The 14,404-nt window shown below is 58.8% G+C and carries 14 protein-coding genes; 7 read left to right on the forward strand and 7 right to left on the reverse strand.

From position 1 onward, the window contains the following. Positions 1-34 precede the first annotated feature (34 nt). The gene (locus CRO62_RS06875) at positions 35-1,564 is read right to left on the reverse strand and encodes an aldehyde dehydrogenase family protein (protein ID WP_097099678.1); all 1,530 of its coding nucleotides are present in this window, start codon (positions 1,562-1,564) and stop codon (positions 35-37) included. 215 nt (positions 1,565-1,779) lie between these two features. On the opposite strand from CRO62_RS06875, the gene CRO62_RS06885 reads away from it, so the two are divergent. Further along, complete coding sequence (locus CRO62_RS06885; protein WP_004432029.1) at positions 1,780-2,682, forward strand: LysR family transcriptional regulator; 903 nt, start codon at positions 1,780-1,782, stop codon at positions 2,680-2,682. A 4-nt stretch (positions 2,683-2,686) separates the two neighbouring features. Here CRO62_RS06885 and CRO62_RS06890 read toward each other — a convergent pair whose 3' ends face one another. After that, a complete protein-coding gene (locus CRO62_RS06890) occupies positions 2,687-3,667 on the reverse strand; it encodes a glutathione S-transferase family protein (protein WP_097099680.1) in 981 nt (326 codons plus the stop codon). Between the two features lie 105 nt (positions 3,668-3,772). After that, positions 3,773-4,660, reverse strand: a complete 888-nt coding sequence (locus CRO62_RS06895; RefSeq protein WP_004432025.1) for a DMT family transporter — start codon at positions 4,658-4,660, stop codon at positions 3,773-3,775. A 376-nt stretch (positions 4,661-5,036) separates the two neighbouring features. Here CRO62_RS06895 and CRO62_RS06900 point away from each other — a divergent pair, with 376 nt between their 5' ends. Both CRO62_RS06900 and CRO62_RS06905 read left to right on the forward strand, forming a co-directional pair. Beyond that, positions 5,037-6,368, forward strand: coding sequence for a UDP-glucose dehydrogenase family protein (locus CRO62_RS06900; RefSeq protein ID WP_035252640.1), 1,332 nt, complete (start codon positions 5,037-5,039; stop codon positions 6,366-6,368). Positions 6,369-6,454: 86 nt separating this feature from the next. Further along, complete coding sequence (locus CRO62_RS06905) at positions 6,455-7,477, forward strand: NAD-dependent epimerase (RefSeq protein WP_013762120.1); 1,023 nt, start codon at positions 6,455-6,457, stop codon at positions 7,475-7,477. A 1-nt stretch (position 7,478) separates the two neighbouring features. Here CRO62_RS06905 and CRO62_RS06910 read toward each other — a convergent pair whose 3' ends face one another. Genes CRO62_RS06910 through CRO62_RS06925 form a run of 4 tightly spaced genes read right to left on the reverse strand, consistent with a single transcriptional unit; the run spans position 7,479 to position 11,491 of the window. Then, the gene (locus CRO62_RS06910; RefSeq protein ID WP_097099681.1) at positions 7,479-8,525 is read right to left on the reverse strand and encodes a glutathione synthase; all 1,047 of its coding nucleotides are present in this window, start codon (positions 8,523-8,525) and stop codon (positions 7,479-7,481) included. A 17-nt stretch (positions 8,526-8,542) separates the two neighbouring features. After that, entirely contained in the window at positions 8,543-10,420 is a 1,878-nt protein-coding gene (locus tag CRO62_RS06915; RefSeq protein WP_097099682.1) for a flavohemoglobin expression-modulating QEGLA motif protein, read from the reverse strand. Further along, a complete protein-coding gene (locus CRO62_RS06920; protein ID WP_097099683.1) occupies positions 10,417-11,247 on the reverse strand; it encodes an N-formylglutamate amidohydrolase in 831 nt (276 codons plus the stop codon). The genes CRO62_RS06915 and CRO62_RS06920 overlap by 4 nt, the downstream gene beginning before the upstream one ends. After that, positions 11,228-11,491, reverse strand: a complete 264-nt coding sequence (locus tag CRO62_RS06925; RefSeq protein WP_097099684.1) for a hypothetical protein — start codon at positions 11,489-11,491, stop codon at positions 11,228-11,230. Before CRO62_RS06925 ends, CRO62_RS06920 begins: the two co-directional genes overlap by 20 nt. Before the next feature lie 44 nt (positions 11,492-11,535). Here CRO62_RS06925 and CRO62_RS06930 point away from each other — a divergent pair, with 44 nt between their 5' ends. From CRO62_RS06930 to CRO62_RS06945, 4 genes are all read left to right on the forward strand, one after another. Further along, entirely contained in the window at positions 11,536-11,763 is a 228-nt protein-coding gene (locus CRO62_RS06930) for a hypothetical protein (RefSeq protein ID WP_004431991.1), read from the forward strand. Between the two features lie 17 nt (positions 11,764-11,780). Next, a complete protein-coding gene (locus CRO62_RS06935; RefSeq protein WP_097099685.1) occupies positions 11,781-12,341 on the forward strand; it encodes a type 1 glutamine amidotransferase domain-containing protein in 561 nt (186 codons plus the stop codon). 146 nt (positions 12,342-12,487) lie between these two features. Then, complete coding sequence (locus CRO62_RS06940) at positions 12,488-13,714, forward strand: NAD(P)/FAD-dependent oxidoreductase (RefSeq protein ID WP_097099686.1); 1,227 nt, start codon at positions 12,488-12,490, stop codon at positions 13,712-13,714. Positions 13,715-13,864: 150 nt separating this feature from the next. Next, entirely contained in the window at positions 13,865-14,365 is a 501-nt protein-coding gene (locus CRO62_RS06945; protein WP_004431986.1) for a ferritin-like domain-containing protein, read from the forward strand. Positions 14,366-14,404 lie beyond the last annotated feature (39 nt).

Raw genomic sequence — 14,404 nt, forward strand, 5'->3', positions numbered from 1 at the left:
GTCGCTATCGAACGCGCAAACTTGCGGAGTGATTTTACTCGATATCGAAGGAAACGCCCTGCGCCAAAGGCAGCGCCTTGGAGTAATTGATCGTGTTGGTGGCGCGCCGCATATAGGCCTTCCACGCGTCCGAACCGGATTCGCGGCCACCGCCGGTTTCCTTTTCACCGCCGAATGCACCGCCGATTTCCGCGCCCGAGGTTCCGATATTGACGTTGGCGATACCGCAATCCGAGCCTTCCGAAGACAGGAAACGTTCCGATTCCTGAATGTCGCGGGTGAAGATCGACGACGACAGACCAGCGGCGACGGCGTTATGCGCGTCGATTGCCTGATCGAGATCGCTATACTTCATCACATAAAGGATCGGCGCGAAGGTCTCTTCCAGCACCGGCCCCGCCTGTTCAGGCATTTCGACAAGTGCCGGCTTTACGTAATAGGCATCCGGCGCACCCGTATCCACGCGCCCGCCGCCATTCACCACGCCGTCATGCGCCTTGGCCGCTTCCAGCGCCTTCTGCATGCCGTCGAAAGCCGCCTTGTCGACCAGCGGTCCGACAAGCGCCGATGTTTCCAGCGGATTGCCGACGGAAACGGAGGCGTAGGCCTTTTTCAGACGCGGCACGAGCTGGTCGTAAACACTGTCATGCACGAAGAGGCGGCGAAGCGTGGTGCAGCGCTGGCCGGCCGTGCCCATGGCGCCGAAGGCAATGGCGCGCAGCGCCATGTCGAGATCGGCAGACGGGCAGACGATGCCGGCATTGTTACCGCCGAGTTCCAGAATGGCGCGGGCGAAGCGCTTCGCCAGGCGCGGACCGACATCGCGGCCCATGCGGGTGGAACCGGTGGCAGAAACCAGGGGAACCTTGGGGTTGTCCACCAATGCTTCACCAACGGCGCGGTCCCCGATCAGAAGCTGCGACAGCCCTTCCGGCGCATCGCCAAAACGGGCTACGGCACGTTCGAAGATGCCCTGAACGGCAAGTGCCGTCAGCGGGGTCTTTTCAGATGGCTTCCAGACCACCGAATTGCCGCAGACTAGCGCGAGCGCCGCGTTCCACGACCAGACGGCAACGGGGAAGTTGAAGGCAGAGATAACGCCGACAACGCCGAGCGGATGCCAGGTTTCCATCATGCGGTGGCCGGGGCGTTCGGTGGCGATGGTCAGGCCGTAAAGCTGGCGGGACAAACCGACCGCGAAATCGCAGATATCGATCATCTCCTGAACTTCGCCAAGACCTTCAGACGGGACCTTGCCCGCTTCCAGCGAGACGAGACGGCCGAGATCGGCCTTGAAGGTGCGCAGTTCTTCGCCCAAAAGCCGGATCAGTTCGCCACGACGCGGAGCAGGCACGTTGCGCCAAACCTTGAAGGCGGCATCGGCCTTGTCGACCACGGCTGCGACACCCTCGACCGAAATGGTCTTGAGGCTTGCGATCTGTTCACCCGTTACCGGGCTGAACGACGCCATATCGCCGCCGGTATAAAGATCGCGGGCGACGCCCATTCTGTCGAGCAGGGCCGCGGCTTCCTGTTTCACGTCAAGCTTCGTGGTCGCATCCATGTCCAATTGTCCTTTTTGGCTCAAAGGGGAGGAAAGGCCGTTTTTGATACGGCGCTTTCAACTCCCGTCGCTGGTCTTTCCCCGAATTTATCATTTTGTGAAACGGGGCCTCCGCCGAAGCCGGCAAAACACCATTCCATTCTTTCCCGTAATCATATATGGCCATAATGACCCTTTTCAAATGAGGAAAGCGGGTAAGTTGATGCGAGAATGGTATGGATCCGCGCAGAAGACTGGTCCCTGATATCGTAACCCTGCAAGCATTCGAGTGTGCCGCAAGGCATGGGAATTTTACCCGTGCGGCGGAAGAACTCAACCTCACGCAAAGTGCGGTCAGCCGGCAGATCGGCGAACTCGAGGCGCAGACCGGAATGCAGCTTTTCGAGCGCATCCGCCGGCGCGTCGTCCTGTCGGAAGCGGGCCGCAAATTCCTGCCCGACGTGCGTCGCCTGTTACAGCAATCCGAACAGTTGATGGTGCGCGCGGTCTCGGCCGGAACATCGCATGCATCGCTCTCCGTCGCTACCTTGCCCACCTTCGGCAGCCGCTGGCTGATGCCGCGTCTGCACCGCTTCATCGACGCCAACCCGGAAATGACCATCACCATCGGCTCGCGCTCGCACCCGTTCGATTTCGATGAGGAAGGTTTCGACCTCGCTATCCATTACGGCCAGCCGGTCTGGGCGCACGGCACCTGCACCTTTTTATGCAACGAGGTAATAGTGCCGGTCGCCAGCCCCGCTCTGCTTCAGCGCGCGGGAATGAGAGAGCCCGAGGATTTTAACCGGCAACCGTTGCTGCACGTAACCACACGGCCGAAACTGTGGACGGAATGGCTGGAGATGAATGGGGTAACGGCGGAGAATGCCTATAGAGGCAGCCGTTTCGACCAGTTTTCGATGATCATTGAAGCAGCCATAAGCGGCATCGGCTTTGCCCTTCTGCCGAAATATCTGATCGAGGCGGAACTCGTCTCCGGCCGCCTCGAAATCGTCTTCGACATCCCACTGCAAACCGACAAGAGCTATTACGTTGCCCTGCCGGAAGGGCGGCAGGACAATGTCCTTGCCCGCGCCTTCCAGGCATGGCTTCTCGATCAGGTCGGCAAGCCGGCCTAGATATTCACACAGTGCCGCCGGTGGAAACCTCGTCAAGCCCCGGAAGATCCGGGCCGACCGGCACGATCAGGGTCGGATTGAGCGCCTTGATCGAATAATAACCGCGCTTGATGTGGTCGATGTTGACCGTGCCACGCACGCCCGGAATATTCAGCACCCGCATCATATAGGCCTGCAGGGCCCGATAGTCGGCAATGCGGCGAAGGTTGCACTTGAAGAGGCCGTAATAGGCGGCATCGAAACGCACCAGCGTCACGAAAAGCCTGACATCCGTTTCCGTCAGGCGATCGCCGAAGAGGAAGGGACCGCCTGAAGCCAGGCGAGTGTCAAGTTCCTGAAGTGTCGCGAAGACGTCGGCGAAGGCTTCCTCATAGGCAAGCTGAGTGGTGGCAAAACCGGTTCTGTAGACACCGTTGTTGAGGCGCGGATAGATATGGTCGTTGAGCGCATCGATCGCGTCCCGCAGATCTTCCGGATAAAGATCGATGCCGTTATCGGCCAGATCGCCGAAACCTGAATTCAGCATGCGCAAAATATCGGCCGATTCATTGTTGACGATGGTTTTCGTCTTCTTGTCCCAAAGAACCGGAACGGTGGCACGGCCGGTATAATGCGGATCGGCGCTGGTATAGGCTTCGTGCATATAAGCGAAGCCGTTCAGCCCGTCGCGATCCGAACCTGGATAGTCGCCGAATTTCCAACCTTCGTCGGAGAGCGCCGGCTCCACAATTGAGACCGAAATGACATCTTCGAGCTTCTTGAGCTTGCGGCCGATCAGCGTGCGTGAGGCCCATGGACAAATCAGCGCGACGTAGAGGTGATAACGGCCGGCCTCGGCCTTGAAGCCGCCCTCTCCCGTCGGGCCTGTTGAACCATCAGGCGTTACCCAGTTGCGGAAGCCGGATGTCTGGCGAACGAAACCACCCTTCTTGTCGGTCGCCTGCACCGGGTGCCATTCCGCGGTCCACTTTCCATCCACGAGCATTTTGGGCTCTCCATTCATCTATCGATGAAAAGCTTATGGGGCCGTCTGCACCCACCCCACAAGCCCCGCTTCGGTTGACGCACTGTTTCCGATCGATTGATGACTTCAAAGCCGATTGCGGAAAAACGGATTCCAGCGAACCGTGCCAAGCCTGACCCTTTCGCGGATCATCGTCAGAAGTCCCGATGCGGCGATGACACCCAGCCCAAGCACCGCGATCGCATCCGGATATTCGTGGAAGAAAGTCATGCCGATCGCCACGGCCCAGAGGATCTGAGAATAATGCGAGGGTGCAATCTGGCTGGCCGGCGCGATACGTGTTGCGACGAGCAGCGTTATCTGCCCCGTTGCCGTGCAAAGTCCGATGAAGGCAAAGGCGGCGAACTGGTGCAGATTGGGCATGACGAACTCGGGAATCGAGGCGATGCCGTTGAAGGTGAGGCCGTAGACCAAAAGCACGCCCATGATCGAGGTGCGCTTCTCCTTGCCCGCAAGCGAGCGGAGCAGCACGATTGTCATCGCCGCCAGGAATGCGACACCGATGGCTGCGACGTGCCCGAGTTCCAGCGCCTTGAAGCCGGGCCGCACGACGAGCAGAACACCGACGATGCCGGCCAGAACCGCCGCCCAGCGCCATGGCCCTATGTCTTCCTTCAATACGACAGCCGACAGCACTGTCACAAACAGCGGTGAGAGAAAGATCAGCGCATAGGCTTCGGCCAGCGGAATGGTGGTGAAGGCATAGATGCCGAGAATACCGGCGAACAGGCCGGAAATCGCCCGCCCGTGCACCGCAAACGGACGGCTCATGCGCCAGAATTCACGCCACCTTTCCTCACGCGGCTTGCTGAAGAAGATGAAGATGCCGGAAAACAGGATGCTGAAGAAGCCGATCTCGAAAACGCTGATCTGTGATCCAAGCGACTTGATCGTGGCATCGCCCAGGGAAAAGGTCGCATATGCGAACAGACCGAGCAGAAAACCCTTTTGCATTTGAACTTCCCCGAACAGCGACCGCAACGCAAAGCGCACCCCGGCCGCTTAAAGCAACCCGGACGCCCCTTAAGGGACAGACAGTCTGGCAGATTTGATCCTCACCCTATGGCTAGACCCGGCTACCTATGAGTGCAAGCCGCAAAATCCGCAAAAACACCCGATCCGACCGCATCGATGCAGATGGCCGCAAGCTGCGGCAAATTTGTCCCGCCGACGCCATCATATCACCGTCACGGAAAGAGGTTAGCCCGTGTTGATCGTGGCGCTTGGCGGCAAGCGTGAAGGCGGCTAAACATTATGGTGTGATTGCACCCGCTGATTTCGCCTGAAGCTTGCTGCGCGAACATCGCCTCACGAACCGAAAGGAAGAAGAATGCGGATAGTGATGATCGGTGCCGGTTATGTCGGCCTTGTTTCCGGTGCGTGTTTTGCCGATTTCGGCCATGACGTGATCTGCGTCGACAAGATGCCGGAGAAGATCGAAGCGCTGAAAAGCGGCCATATCCCGATCTTCGAACCGGGTCTGGAGGTCATCGTTGCCAACAACGCCAAGGCGGGCCGATTGAGCTTCACCACCGATCTCTCCTCCGCAGTTGCCAATGCCGATGTCGTGTTCATTGCGGTCGGCACGCCCTCGCGGCGCGGCGACGGCCACGCCGATCTCGGTTATGTCTATGCGGCGGCGAAAGAAATCGCCCATTCGCTTGACGGCTTCACCGTCATCGTCACCAAGTCCACCGTTCCCGTCGGCACGGGGGACGAGGTGGAACGCATCATCCGCGAGGAAAACCCTTCGGCCGATTTTGCCGTGGTTTCCAACCCGGAATTCCTGCGGGAAGGCGCGGCCATCGAGGATTTCAAGCGACCGGACCGCATCGTCGTCGGTCTTTCCGACGAGCGCGCCCGCCCGGTGATGACGGAGGTTTACCGTCCGCTCTATCTCAACCAGTCGCCTTTGCTCTTCACCACCAGGCGCACTTCGGAACTGATCAAATATGCCGCCAACGCCTTTCTGGCGATGAAAATCACCTTCATCAACGAAATGGCGGATCTATGTGAGAAGGTCGGCGCCAATGTTCAGGATATTTCGCGCGGCATCGGCCTCGATGGCCGCATCGGCGCGAAGTTCCTGCATGCCGGCCCCGGTTATGGTGGCTCCTGTTTCCCCAAGGATACGCTGGCGCTTGCCAAGACCGCACAGGACTATGACGCCCCGGTGCGGCTGATCGAGACCACCATTGCCATCAACGACAACCGCAAGCGCGCCATGGGCCGCAAGGTCATCAACGCGGTGGGCGGCGACGTGCGCGGCAAGAAGATCGCCGTGCTTGGCCTGACCTTCAAGCCCAATACCGACGATATGCGCGACAGCCCGGCGATTGCCATCATCCAGACCCTCCAGGACGGCGGCGCCAAGGTGGTCGGCTACGATCCGGAGGGTATGGTGAATGCCCGCCATGTCATCGAGGATATCGACTATGCCAGCGGTCCCTACGAGGCTGCCGAAGGCGCCGACGCCGTCGTGATCGTGACGGAATGGAACCAGTTCCGAGCGCTCGATCTGCCGCGCCTGAAGGCCATCATGAAAAACCCCGTTCTGGTGGATCTGCGCAATATCTACCGCACGGACGAGGTCACCGGGCACGGCTTCGTTTATGCCGGCATTGGCCGTCCGCACGACAGCAGTTCCGACAAGGGCCAATAGCGGTTTCGCCTTCGAAGTTTCATTAAAACGGTTTTTGCGCTTCGGTTCGGCCGCAAACGCACCAACGGATTTGGGATATAGTCATCATGCGTTATCTGGTTACCGGCACCGCGGGCTTCATCGGTTTTTACGTTGCCAAACGGCTGCTCGATGCCGGCCATTTCGTAACCGGTTTCGACGGCATGACGAAATATTACGATGTCAGCCTGAAAGAAAAACGCCATGCCATCCTTTCCCGCTCCAACGGTTTCAGGGCCGAAATCGGCATGCTGGAAGATACGGATGCGCTGAAGCGCGCGGCAGAGGCTGCCGAGCCGGAAATCATAATTCACCTCGCCGCGCAGGCGGGTGTTCGCTACAGCCTCGAAAATCCACGCGCCTATATCGATTCCAATCTCATCGGATCGTGGAACATGCTGGAGCTTGCCAAGAACCTGCGTGTCAAACACCTGATGCTGGCTTCGACTTCCTCCATCTACGGTGCCAACGAAAAAATACCCTTTGCGGAAAGCGACAAGGCCGACGAGCCGATGACGCTTTATGCGGCCACCAAAAAATCGATGGAATTGATGGCGCACAGCTATGCCCATCTCCACAAATTGCCCACCACAGCCTTCCGTTTCTTCACGGTTTACGGACCGTGGGGACGGCCGGACATGGCGCCAATCAAATTCGTCGACGCCATCTCGAACGGCGAGCCGATCGATATCTACGGCCAAGGCAATATGAGCCGCGACTTCACCTATATCGACGACCTCGTCGAAGGTATCGTGAGGCTGAGCCAGGTCATTCCGTCCGAGGAGAACCGGGTAACTGAGGAAGGCGTCACCGACACGCTGTCGCACCACGCACCGTTCCGCATCGTCAATATTGGCGGCGGCCAGCCAGTGGAGCTGATGCACTTTGTCGAAACGGTCGAAAAGGCAGTCGGCAGGCCGGCAATCCGCAACATGTTGCCGATGCAGCAGGGAGACGTCCCCCGCACCTTCGCTTCACCCGATCTTTTGAGGGCCTTGACGGGCTATGTGCCGCAAACCCCGGTCGAGGAGGGCATCAAGGCCCTCGTCGCCTGGTATCGTGACATGCAGTCGACGGAGCTGCGCGAATAAATCAAAGCGTCGCCAGCAGACGATTGGAGAGCATGCTGCCGGAGGCGCGCTGCATGGCGATCTTGGTTTCCACGGCTTCGATGATAGTATCGCTGAAATCGACATCGGTGAGGTCGCGGATGTTGGAGAGGCCGCCCGGCGAAAACACGTTCACCTCAAGTATCTTGTCGCCGACAATATCAAGCCCGACCAGGAACATACCGTCTTCCACCAGCTTCGGCCGCATCATTTCGGCAAGCGCTACGATCTCGTCCGTCACCTTCACGGCCTCGGCAGTACCCTTGGCGTGAATGTTGGAGCGCAGATCGCCTTTTGCCGGAACGCGGCGCAGAGCCGCATATTGTCCGTCGCGCATCAGCGGCTTGCCATTCATCATGAAGAACCGAATATCGCCATCCTTGGCAGCCGGCAGATAGGCCTGTGCGATCAAGTAACCTTCGAGACTGACCGCCTCGAAAATCTGGTTGAGATTGGCCTCCTTGCTGGAGCCGATCTTGAAGACGTTCTTGCCGCCTGAACCCTGCAGCGGCTTGACGATGACACCCTTAGGGTGGGTATCCGCAAAAGCGCGGATTTCATCGACATTGCGCGAGATGATCGTGGTCGGGCGTACGATTTCCGGAAAGCTCTGGAAATAGAGCTTGTTCTGCGCCAGCGCCAATCCTTCCGGATCGTTCAGAACCACAACGCCACGCTGTTCTGCCAGCCGCCCGAACAGAATACCGGCATGCACCGCCCATGGCCGCGTCGTCTGGTCCAGCGAGGGATCGTTGCGCAGCATCAGCGCGTCGATTTCCTCCACATCCATGGTGCGCCGTTCCAGCGCTTTGTCCTGAAGTGCTGCGTGAAAAGCATCGGCTTTCTTGTATTTGGCCTTCGGTAGAACGGTGGCATGTACGGTCAGACTATCATCCGACCGCAAGGTAAAATCGCCAGGCGTCAGATAGACCACCTCGTGACCACGATTGAGCGCCGCCATGGCCAGCAGGCCGGTTGCGAAAGTCGGCCCCTCGGTTTCAATGGAATTGACGAAAAATGCGATACGCATAAGCCCCTCCTTTAATATTACAATGTCGCCAGTTCGGCGATGGATAACCCGGCCCGTATCTTTTCCAGTCGCTCATTGGCCTTGGCCGGCAGCAGAAAAGCGGGACGTACGCCCGGCGGACGCAAGAGGCCGCGCAAGGCAAGCTCCTGCATCACCGGGAAATGGGCAGCGGCGATCTTGCCCATCCAGAACGGATCGAGCGCGCCACCCTTGCGCAGGTGCTCCAGCACCTCCGCCAGCCCACGCAGATAGATCGCGTCCTTGGAAAGACCGCCGCCACGATAGATGCGCAAAACCATGTTGAAGGCGCCGGCCTCGTCGAAACCATGATCACGCGTCATGGTCCGAAACGTCTCAACAAAAGTCGCGCCGTCCAGCATGGCGGCGCAGCCGACGACACGGCCGGCGATCAGCCGCAGGCGCTCGCGCGTCATGCCGCCGGCCAGATGTTCCGCCAGCACTGCCAGCCCTTCCTGCACGCCCTCATAACCGGAAAGGCCGGTGCGGAAGAGCCGGAGGCCCTGAAACGAACCGTTGAAATAGGTGAGGAGATGCACGCCGATCTCATGCGACAGCAGCGCCTCGACCCGGCGTTGTTCCATCACGGTGTGGCGAGAAATCAGGAGCTTCTCGCCCGTCACCATCAGGCCAGGCGGCAGGTCGTCCCTGATCTCGACACGCGCCTTGAATTCCGGCTCCTCCGCCAGATAGGTCTCGATCATCTCGCGCGATTTTTTGGCGACCGCATAACAATCGACCATGGCGATTTCGCCGCTCTCATCCTTGCGCGGGCAATCGGCAAGCACCTTGAGCGCCAGCGTCAGAAGCGCGGGTTCGACGGCACCGTAAAGGGCGCGGGAGAAATCGGTGAAAGTCCGGCGATGCAGATTGGCGAGCATGGTCAGTTGCAGATCGATCTCCTGCTGTTTCTCCCGGTAGAGATGATAAAGCACCGGGTCTTCCAGATGATCGAAAACGACGGAATAGAGCTTGCGTTTCTGCTCCTCGACGTCAACGCCGAGCGGCCTGTAAAGCAGGCGCGGCGCATATTGGAAGCTGCCGTCGCGAAATTCCTCGAAGGCCCGGCGGGCATTGATCGGCGTGACGGACAGAAGAAAATCAAAGGAAGAGACGATGTCGTCTATTGAACGATCGGCGCGTCTGACGGCATCAACGAAGGCCTTGCGGCCGAGCGCGCGATGGCTGGTGACCTTGAGTGCATCTTTACCGGCAGCGAATGACGAGAAGGCCTGAAGGCCGGCATCGAAAATATCCGCAATCATCGTCTCGCGCAGGCCGGGATAATCGGCGCCGGATTCAGGCTGTCGGTAGATCGGCGCGAAACGCACGCTGATGCAGGGAAAATCAAGCCCGGCATTTTGAAATCTGAGGATCGGATCGGCATCCGGTTCCGGCCGGGTTACGCGGGGCGTGCGGAAACGCACCTCGGCATCGCAAACCGCCTTGATGAAAACACGGCGAGCACTTTGCGTTTCCGGCTCAGATGTTGCCGAGACGGAAACCTCATAATGCGGCAGGAAAGGTGAATCGTCAGCGAGCAGAATGTCGTGTTCCAGTTCGCCGATATCGAGAACCATGAAGGCGCCGAACCGTTCGCGCATGGCCGTGCCGACGGCTGCAATCAGGGGTGCAGCCTCCTGAATGCTCGATGCGATCAGATAGGATGCATGCGCCGAGGCGATATCGCGGGCCGCAAGGTCCTTCGTGCCACCGGTCAGATGCAGGCAAAGAAACGGCAGCGGCCGGTCGATATGCAGCCGGCCGTTCTTTCCGACATCACGACGGACGGCCTTGCCGGCATTGAGGCAAGCGACGACATCGTCTACCAGCTCGATAACCGGTAACGGTTCGCTACGCGCCGAGGAGACGTTCATCGCCGCGCCCTCAGGCACTCTTCGAGAACCGGCTGAAGTGCCGTGATAGCGTCGCGAATATCGGAAACAACGCGCTTATCCGGCTTACCGGTCCACTCGTCCATGAAGAATTTCTTGAACTCCACCGCAATCGCGCAGCCGTTCTGCTTAAAACGCTCGTGAATAAACCGGGTCTGCTCTCCCTTACCCTGAAAGGCGACGTTCTCGCGTACATCAAGGCGGCGTCCGCCGATGGTGGCTGACGCGAAATGATGGCCCACCGCGCTGACGACGTCACTCCAGCGGCTGCGATCCATGGAAAATGTGCCGATATTGATATCTGGCGCTTCCGCCTGTGGCGTTGGCGGCGCTGTAGCGCCCTGCCGGCGATGATTGTAGCTGTGTATGTCCAGCACGACAAAAGCACCGTGCCGCCGCTCGACGGTTGAGAGAACTGCTTCGAGCATCGCGTAATAATCGGCATGAAAATCGAGCGATTGCCGGGTGGCCTCTTCGGGCGGCTCCTGTTTCCAGACCTCCAGCCCCCAGGATTGTTCCGGTTTCAGATAAACTGCCTGATCGGCGGCACGGTTGAGATCGATTTCGAAACGCGAATGGTGAACGACAATGCGGTTTGTCATCCCCGCGATCATCTCGCCGGTAAAAGGGTCTTCCTCCCTCAGTCGCTGCTCGGCGGAAAGAGCCATCAGCGAGGCTATGTCCGGGCGAATGAGATGACCATCATGAATGGCCGTGCCGATGACCGGTGAATTGCCGAAGTCGATCGACCAGAAACCCTTGCTTTCGTCGTTGCCGTGATACTCGCCGTCACTGTGTCTGGCTGTCATGCCGCCTCCCCTGCATCTGGGGTAAAACAGCACGACTTGCCGGTTTGTTCCGATAAAAATTGCGCGCGATGCATTCGTCCTCGGCAAGAATCCGCCTGAAAAAATGCGGAACCATACCGGAAAGCTCACGTTGTTCTGGCAGGAGGGCCGCCGTGTCAAACGGACACGATGGCGCTGAAGAACATCGGGATTTTTCCGTTTTCTCCCGATGGCCAACGAAATGGCAGCCGAGCTTCTTACCCATCCGGCGCCCTCCGTCCCCGCTTTCCACGCACAAGGAACCGCGACATGGAAAAGACCGAAACGCGTAAACTTGCAGAAGAATATCTGCGGCTCGGCGGCACCCGTCAGGTCATGATCGACGACAACAAGACCTTCGTGCGCCAATGGGAAGACGAACCGGCAGAAGCCGAGACCTTCTGGCAAACGAATATCGAAAAGCTCGATCCGGAGCGCCGGGAGGATGTGGAGTTTTTTCTGCCCTCCGTGAATTCGGACAAAGACGAAAACAGATAAACAGGAAGGAAACAGACATGACTGCCATCAACACTGCAAAAATCGTCATTCTCGCAACGGACGGCTATGAGCGTTCGGAACTGCGCGTGCCCTATGATCAGCTGAAGGCCAAGGGCGCGGACGTCAAGATCGCCTCGATCAAGGATGGTGAGATCAAGAGCTGGGACGAAAAGAACTGGGGTGACAGCATCGCTGTCGATATTTCCGCGAAGAGCGTCAGCGCAAATGATTTCGATGCACTCGTCCTGCCCGGCGGCCAGATCAATCCGGACGTATTGCGTCATGATGAGGATGCAATGCGCGTGGTGCGCGATTTCGTCAAATCCGGCAAGGTCGTGGCTGCCATCTGCCACGCCCCGTGGCTTCTGGTTGAAGCGGATGCCCTGCGCGGTCGCGACGCAACCTCCTATTGGTCGATCAAGACCGACCTGAAAAATGCCGGCGCCAACTGGAAGGACGAAAAGGTTGTGACGGATAAGGGCATCATCACATCTCGCAGCCCCGATGATCTGGACGCCTTCGTCGCCAAAATCATCGAGGAGGTCGAAGAAGGCAACCACGAGCGCCGCGCTGCCTAAGGGCGGTAAATCTGAAAAAAACAGAGCGCATCCGGCCTATCCAAAATGGCCGGATGCGCTCTCTGTCTTTGTTTGTTCGCATTTTCCAGACGTAAACCCGCCAGGCATTCCCACCGGAAATGCCCTACACCTTTCAGGAAAACTCCATGCCCACATCGGAACTGACGAAGGAACGCGACCTCAGGGAATCGAAACCCCTTTGGGCCGACACGCCACGCATAGGCCTCCGCACCAGAAACACCCCAAGTTCCGACCATTACGATACGATCGTCGTCGGCGCCGGCATCAGCGGCGCGCTTGTCGCCCATGCGTTGCAGAGACCGGGGCAATCCATGCTGATCGTCGACCGGCGTGATCCGGTGATGGGCAGCAGTGTCGCCAGCACCGCGATGATACAGCACGAGATCGACACACCCCTGATCGAACTCAGGAAGATGATCGGCAAGGATGCTGCCGATCGGGCGTGGCAGCGCTCCGCGCGCGCCGTGCTGCGGCTGGAGGAAATCGTTTCTTCGCTTGGCATTTCCTGCAGCATGGCGCGCAAACAGGCGCTCTATCTTGCCGGAGACGAGATGGGTTTGCGCGCATTGAAGGCCGAAGTGGCAGCGCGCGAAGAGGCCGGGATCGAGGCCCGCTTTCTCGACACCGCAGAACTTAGAAACGACTATGCGATTGATCGGACAGGAGCGATCCTCAGCGATATTTCCGCTTCCGCCAATCCGGCGCAGCTGACGGCGGGCCTGTTGCGCCACACAGCAGGCGCTGGCGCGGAGATCGTTTCACAACTCGAAATCACCGATCTTCGAAATCTCGGTGACGAGGTGGTCGTCGCCACAGCGCAGGGCAAAATCATTTCCGCACGCAATATCGTTTTCTGCACCGGATACGAATTCCTGAAATCGCTCGAAAGCCCGAAACACCAGATCATCTCCACCTGGGCGCTGGCGAGTGCGAAGGGTATCGATCTGCCGGACTGGCTGAATAGCCACATTCTCTGGGAGGCTTCAGATCCCTATCTCTACCTGCGCACCGACCGGGACGGGCGCCTTATTGCCGGTGGTGAGGATGAGGAGAACTCCACATCCTACCTGTCTGAGAGCAAGCTTGCCTCCAAGGCGGATGCAATCAAACGCAAGATCGAAACGCTTCTTGGCGTCGACATCGGCGAACCCGAATATCGCTGGGCGGCCGGCTTCGGCACGACCACCACGGGCCTGCCGCTGATCGGCGCGGTTCCCGGCATGAAGAACGTTTATGCCGTCATGGGCTTTGGCGGCAATGGCATCACCTTCAGCCAAATCGCCGCTGAGATAGTCGCCGCCGCCGTCAATGGTGGCAAGGACCCCGACGCCGATCTCTTCCGTTTCGACTGATGCCACTCGTCATCCCGTGTGCGGCCGGAGCGTCTGCTGGAATATAAAACGTTGCGCGCAACAGAGCCGGAACCATAGGGGCTCCGAAAGGTTTGTCTCCCGTGCGCATTGGCGTACATCACGCACTTTCACACCATGGGAGAAGAACCAATGGCCGAGAAAAAACTCGACGACCTGTTTTACGATACGCTGAAGGATATCTATTACGCCGAAAGGCAGATCCTGAAAGCCCTGCCGAAAATGGCGCGGGCAGCGACTGATCCGAAGCTGAAACAGGCCTTCGAAAAGCACAAGGAAGAAACGCAGGGCCAGATCGAACGCCTGCAGGAAGTGTTCGAGATCATCGGCAAGCGGGCGCAGGGCAAGACCTGCGAGGCCATCCAGGGCATCATTGCCGAGGGTGAAGAGATTATGGACGATTTCAAGGGCACCGCAGCTCTCGATGCCGGTCTCATTTCCTCGGCCCAGGCGGTCGAACATTACGAAATCGCCCGTTATGGCACCCTGAAGGCATGGGCCGAAAAGCTTGGGCATGCCAATGCCGTTACCCTGCTGGATGCGACGCTGAAGGAAGAGTCCAAGACGGACGATGCGCTTAGCGCGCTTGCCAAGACATCGATCAATGCCGCAGCCCAGAAAAAGGCGGCCTGATCGCCTGATCTAACTGCACAAGCAAAAACCGGAATGGTC

Source organism: Rhizobium sp. AN6A (genome assembly GCF_900215635.1).
Lineage (GTDB): Bacteria > Pseudomonadota > Alphaproteobacteria > Rhizobiales > Rhizobiaceae > Agrobacterium > Agrobacterium tumefaciens.

Excerpts from the sequence above, each read along its gene's own strand:
- CRO62_RS06875 (WP_097099678.1), bottom strand. The coding sequence starts at position 1,564 with ATGGATGCGACCACGAAGCTTGACGTGAAACAGGAAGCCGCGGCCCTG.
- CRO62_RS06885 (WP_004432029.1), top strand. The coding sequence starts at position 1,780 with ATGGATCCGCGCAGAAGACTGGTCCCTGATATCGTAACCCTGCAAGCA.
- CRO62_RS06890 (WP_097099680.1), bottom strand. The coding sequence starts at position 3,667 with ATGCTCGTGGATGGAAAGTGGACCGCGGAATGGCACCCGGTGCAGGCG.
- CRO62_RS06895 (WP_004432025.1), bottom strand. The coding sequence starts at position 4,660 with ATGCAAAAGGGTTTTCTGCTCGGTCTGTTCGCATATGCGACCTTTTCC.
- CRO62_RS06900 (WP_035252640.1), top strand. The coding sequence starts at position 5,037 with ATGCGGATAGTGATGATCGGTGCCGGTTATGTCGGCCTTGTTTCCGGT.
- CRO62_RS06905 (WP_013762120.1), top strand. The coding sequence starts at position 6,455 with ATGCGTTATCTGGTTACCGGCACCGCGGGCTTCATCGGTTTTTACGTT.
- CRO62_RS06910 (WP_097099681.1), bottom strand. The coding sequence starts at position 8,525 with ATGCGTATCGCATTTTTCGTCAATTCCATTGAAACCGAGGGGCCGACT.
- CRO62_RS06915 (WP_097099682.1), bottom strand. The coding sequence starts at position 10,420 with ATGAACGTCTCCTCGGCGCGTAGCGAACCGTTACCGGTTATCGAGCTG.
- CRO62_RS06920 (WP_097099683.1), bottom strand. The coding sequence starts at position 11,247 with ATGACAGCCAGACACAGTGACGGCGAGTATCACGGCAACGACGAAAGC.
- CRO62_RS06925 (WP_097099684.1), bottom strand. The coding sequence starts at position 11,491 with ATGGGTAAGAAGCTCGGCTGCCATTTCGTTGGCCATCGGGAGAAAACG.
- CRO62_RS06930 (WP_004431991.1), top strand. The coding sequence starts at position 11,536 with ATGGAAAAGACCGAAACGCGTAAACTTGCAGAAGAATATCTGCGGCTC.
- CRO62_RS06935 (WP_097099685.1), top strand. The coding sequence starts at position 11,781 with ATGACTGCCATCAACACTGCAAAAATCGTCATTCTCGCAACGGACGGC.
- CRO62_RS06940 (WP_097099686.1), top strand. The coding sequence starts at position 12,488 with ATGCCCACATCGGAACTGACGAAGGAACGCGACCTCAGGGAATCGAAA.
- CRO62_RS06945 (WP_004431986.1), top strand. The coding sequence starts at position 13,865 with ATGGCCGAGAAAAAACTCGACGACCTGTTTTACGATACGCTGAAGGAT.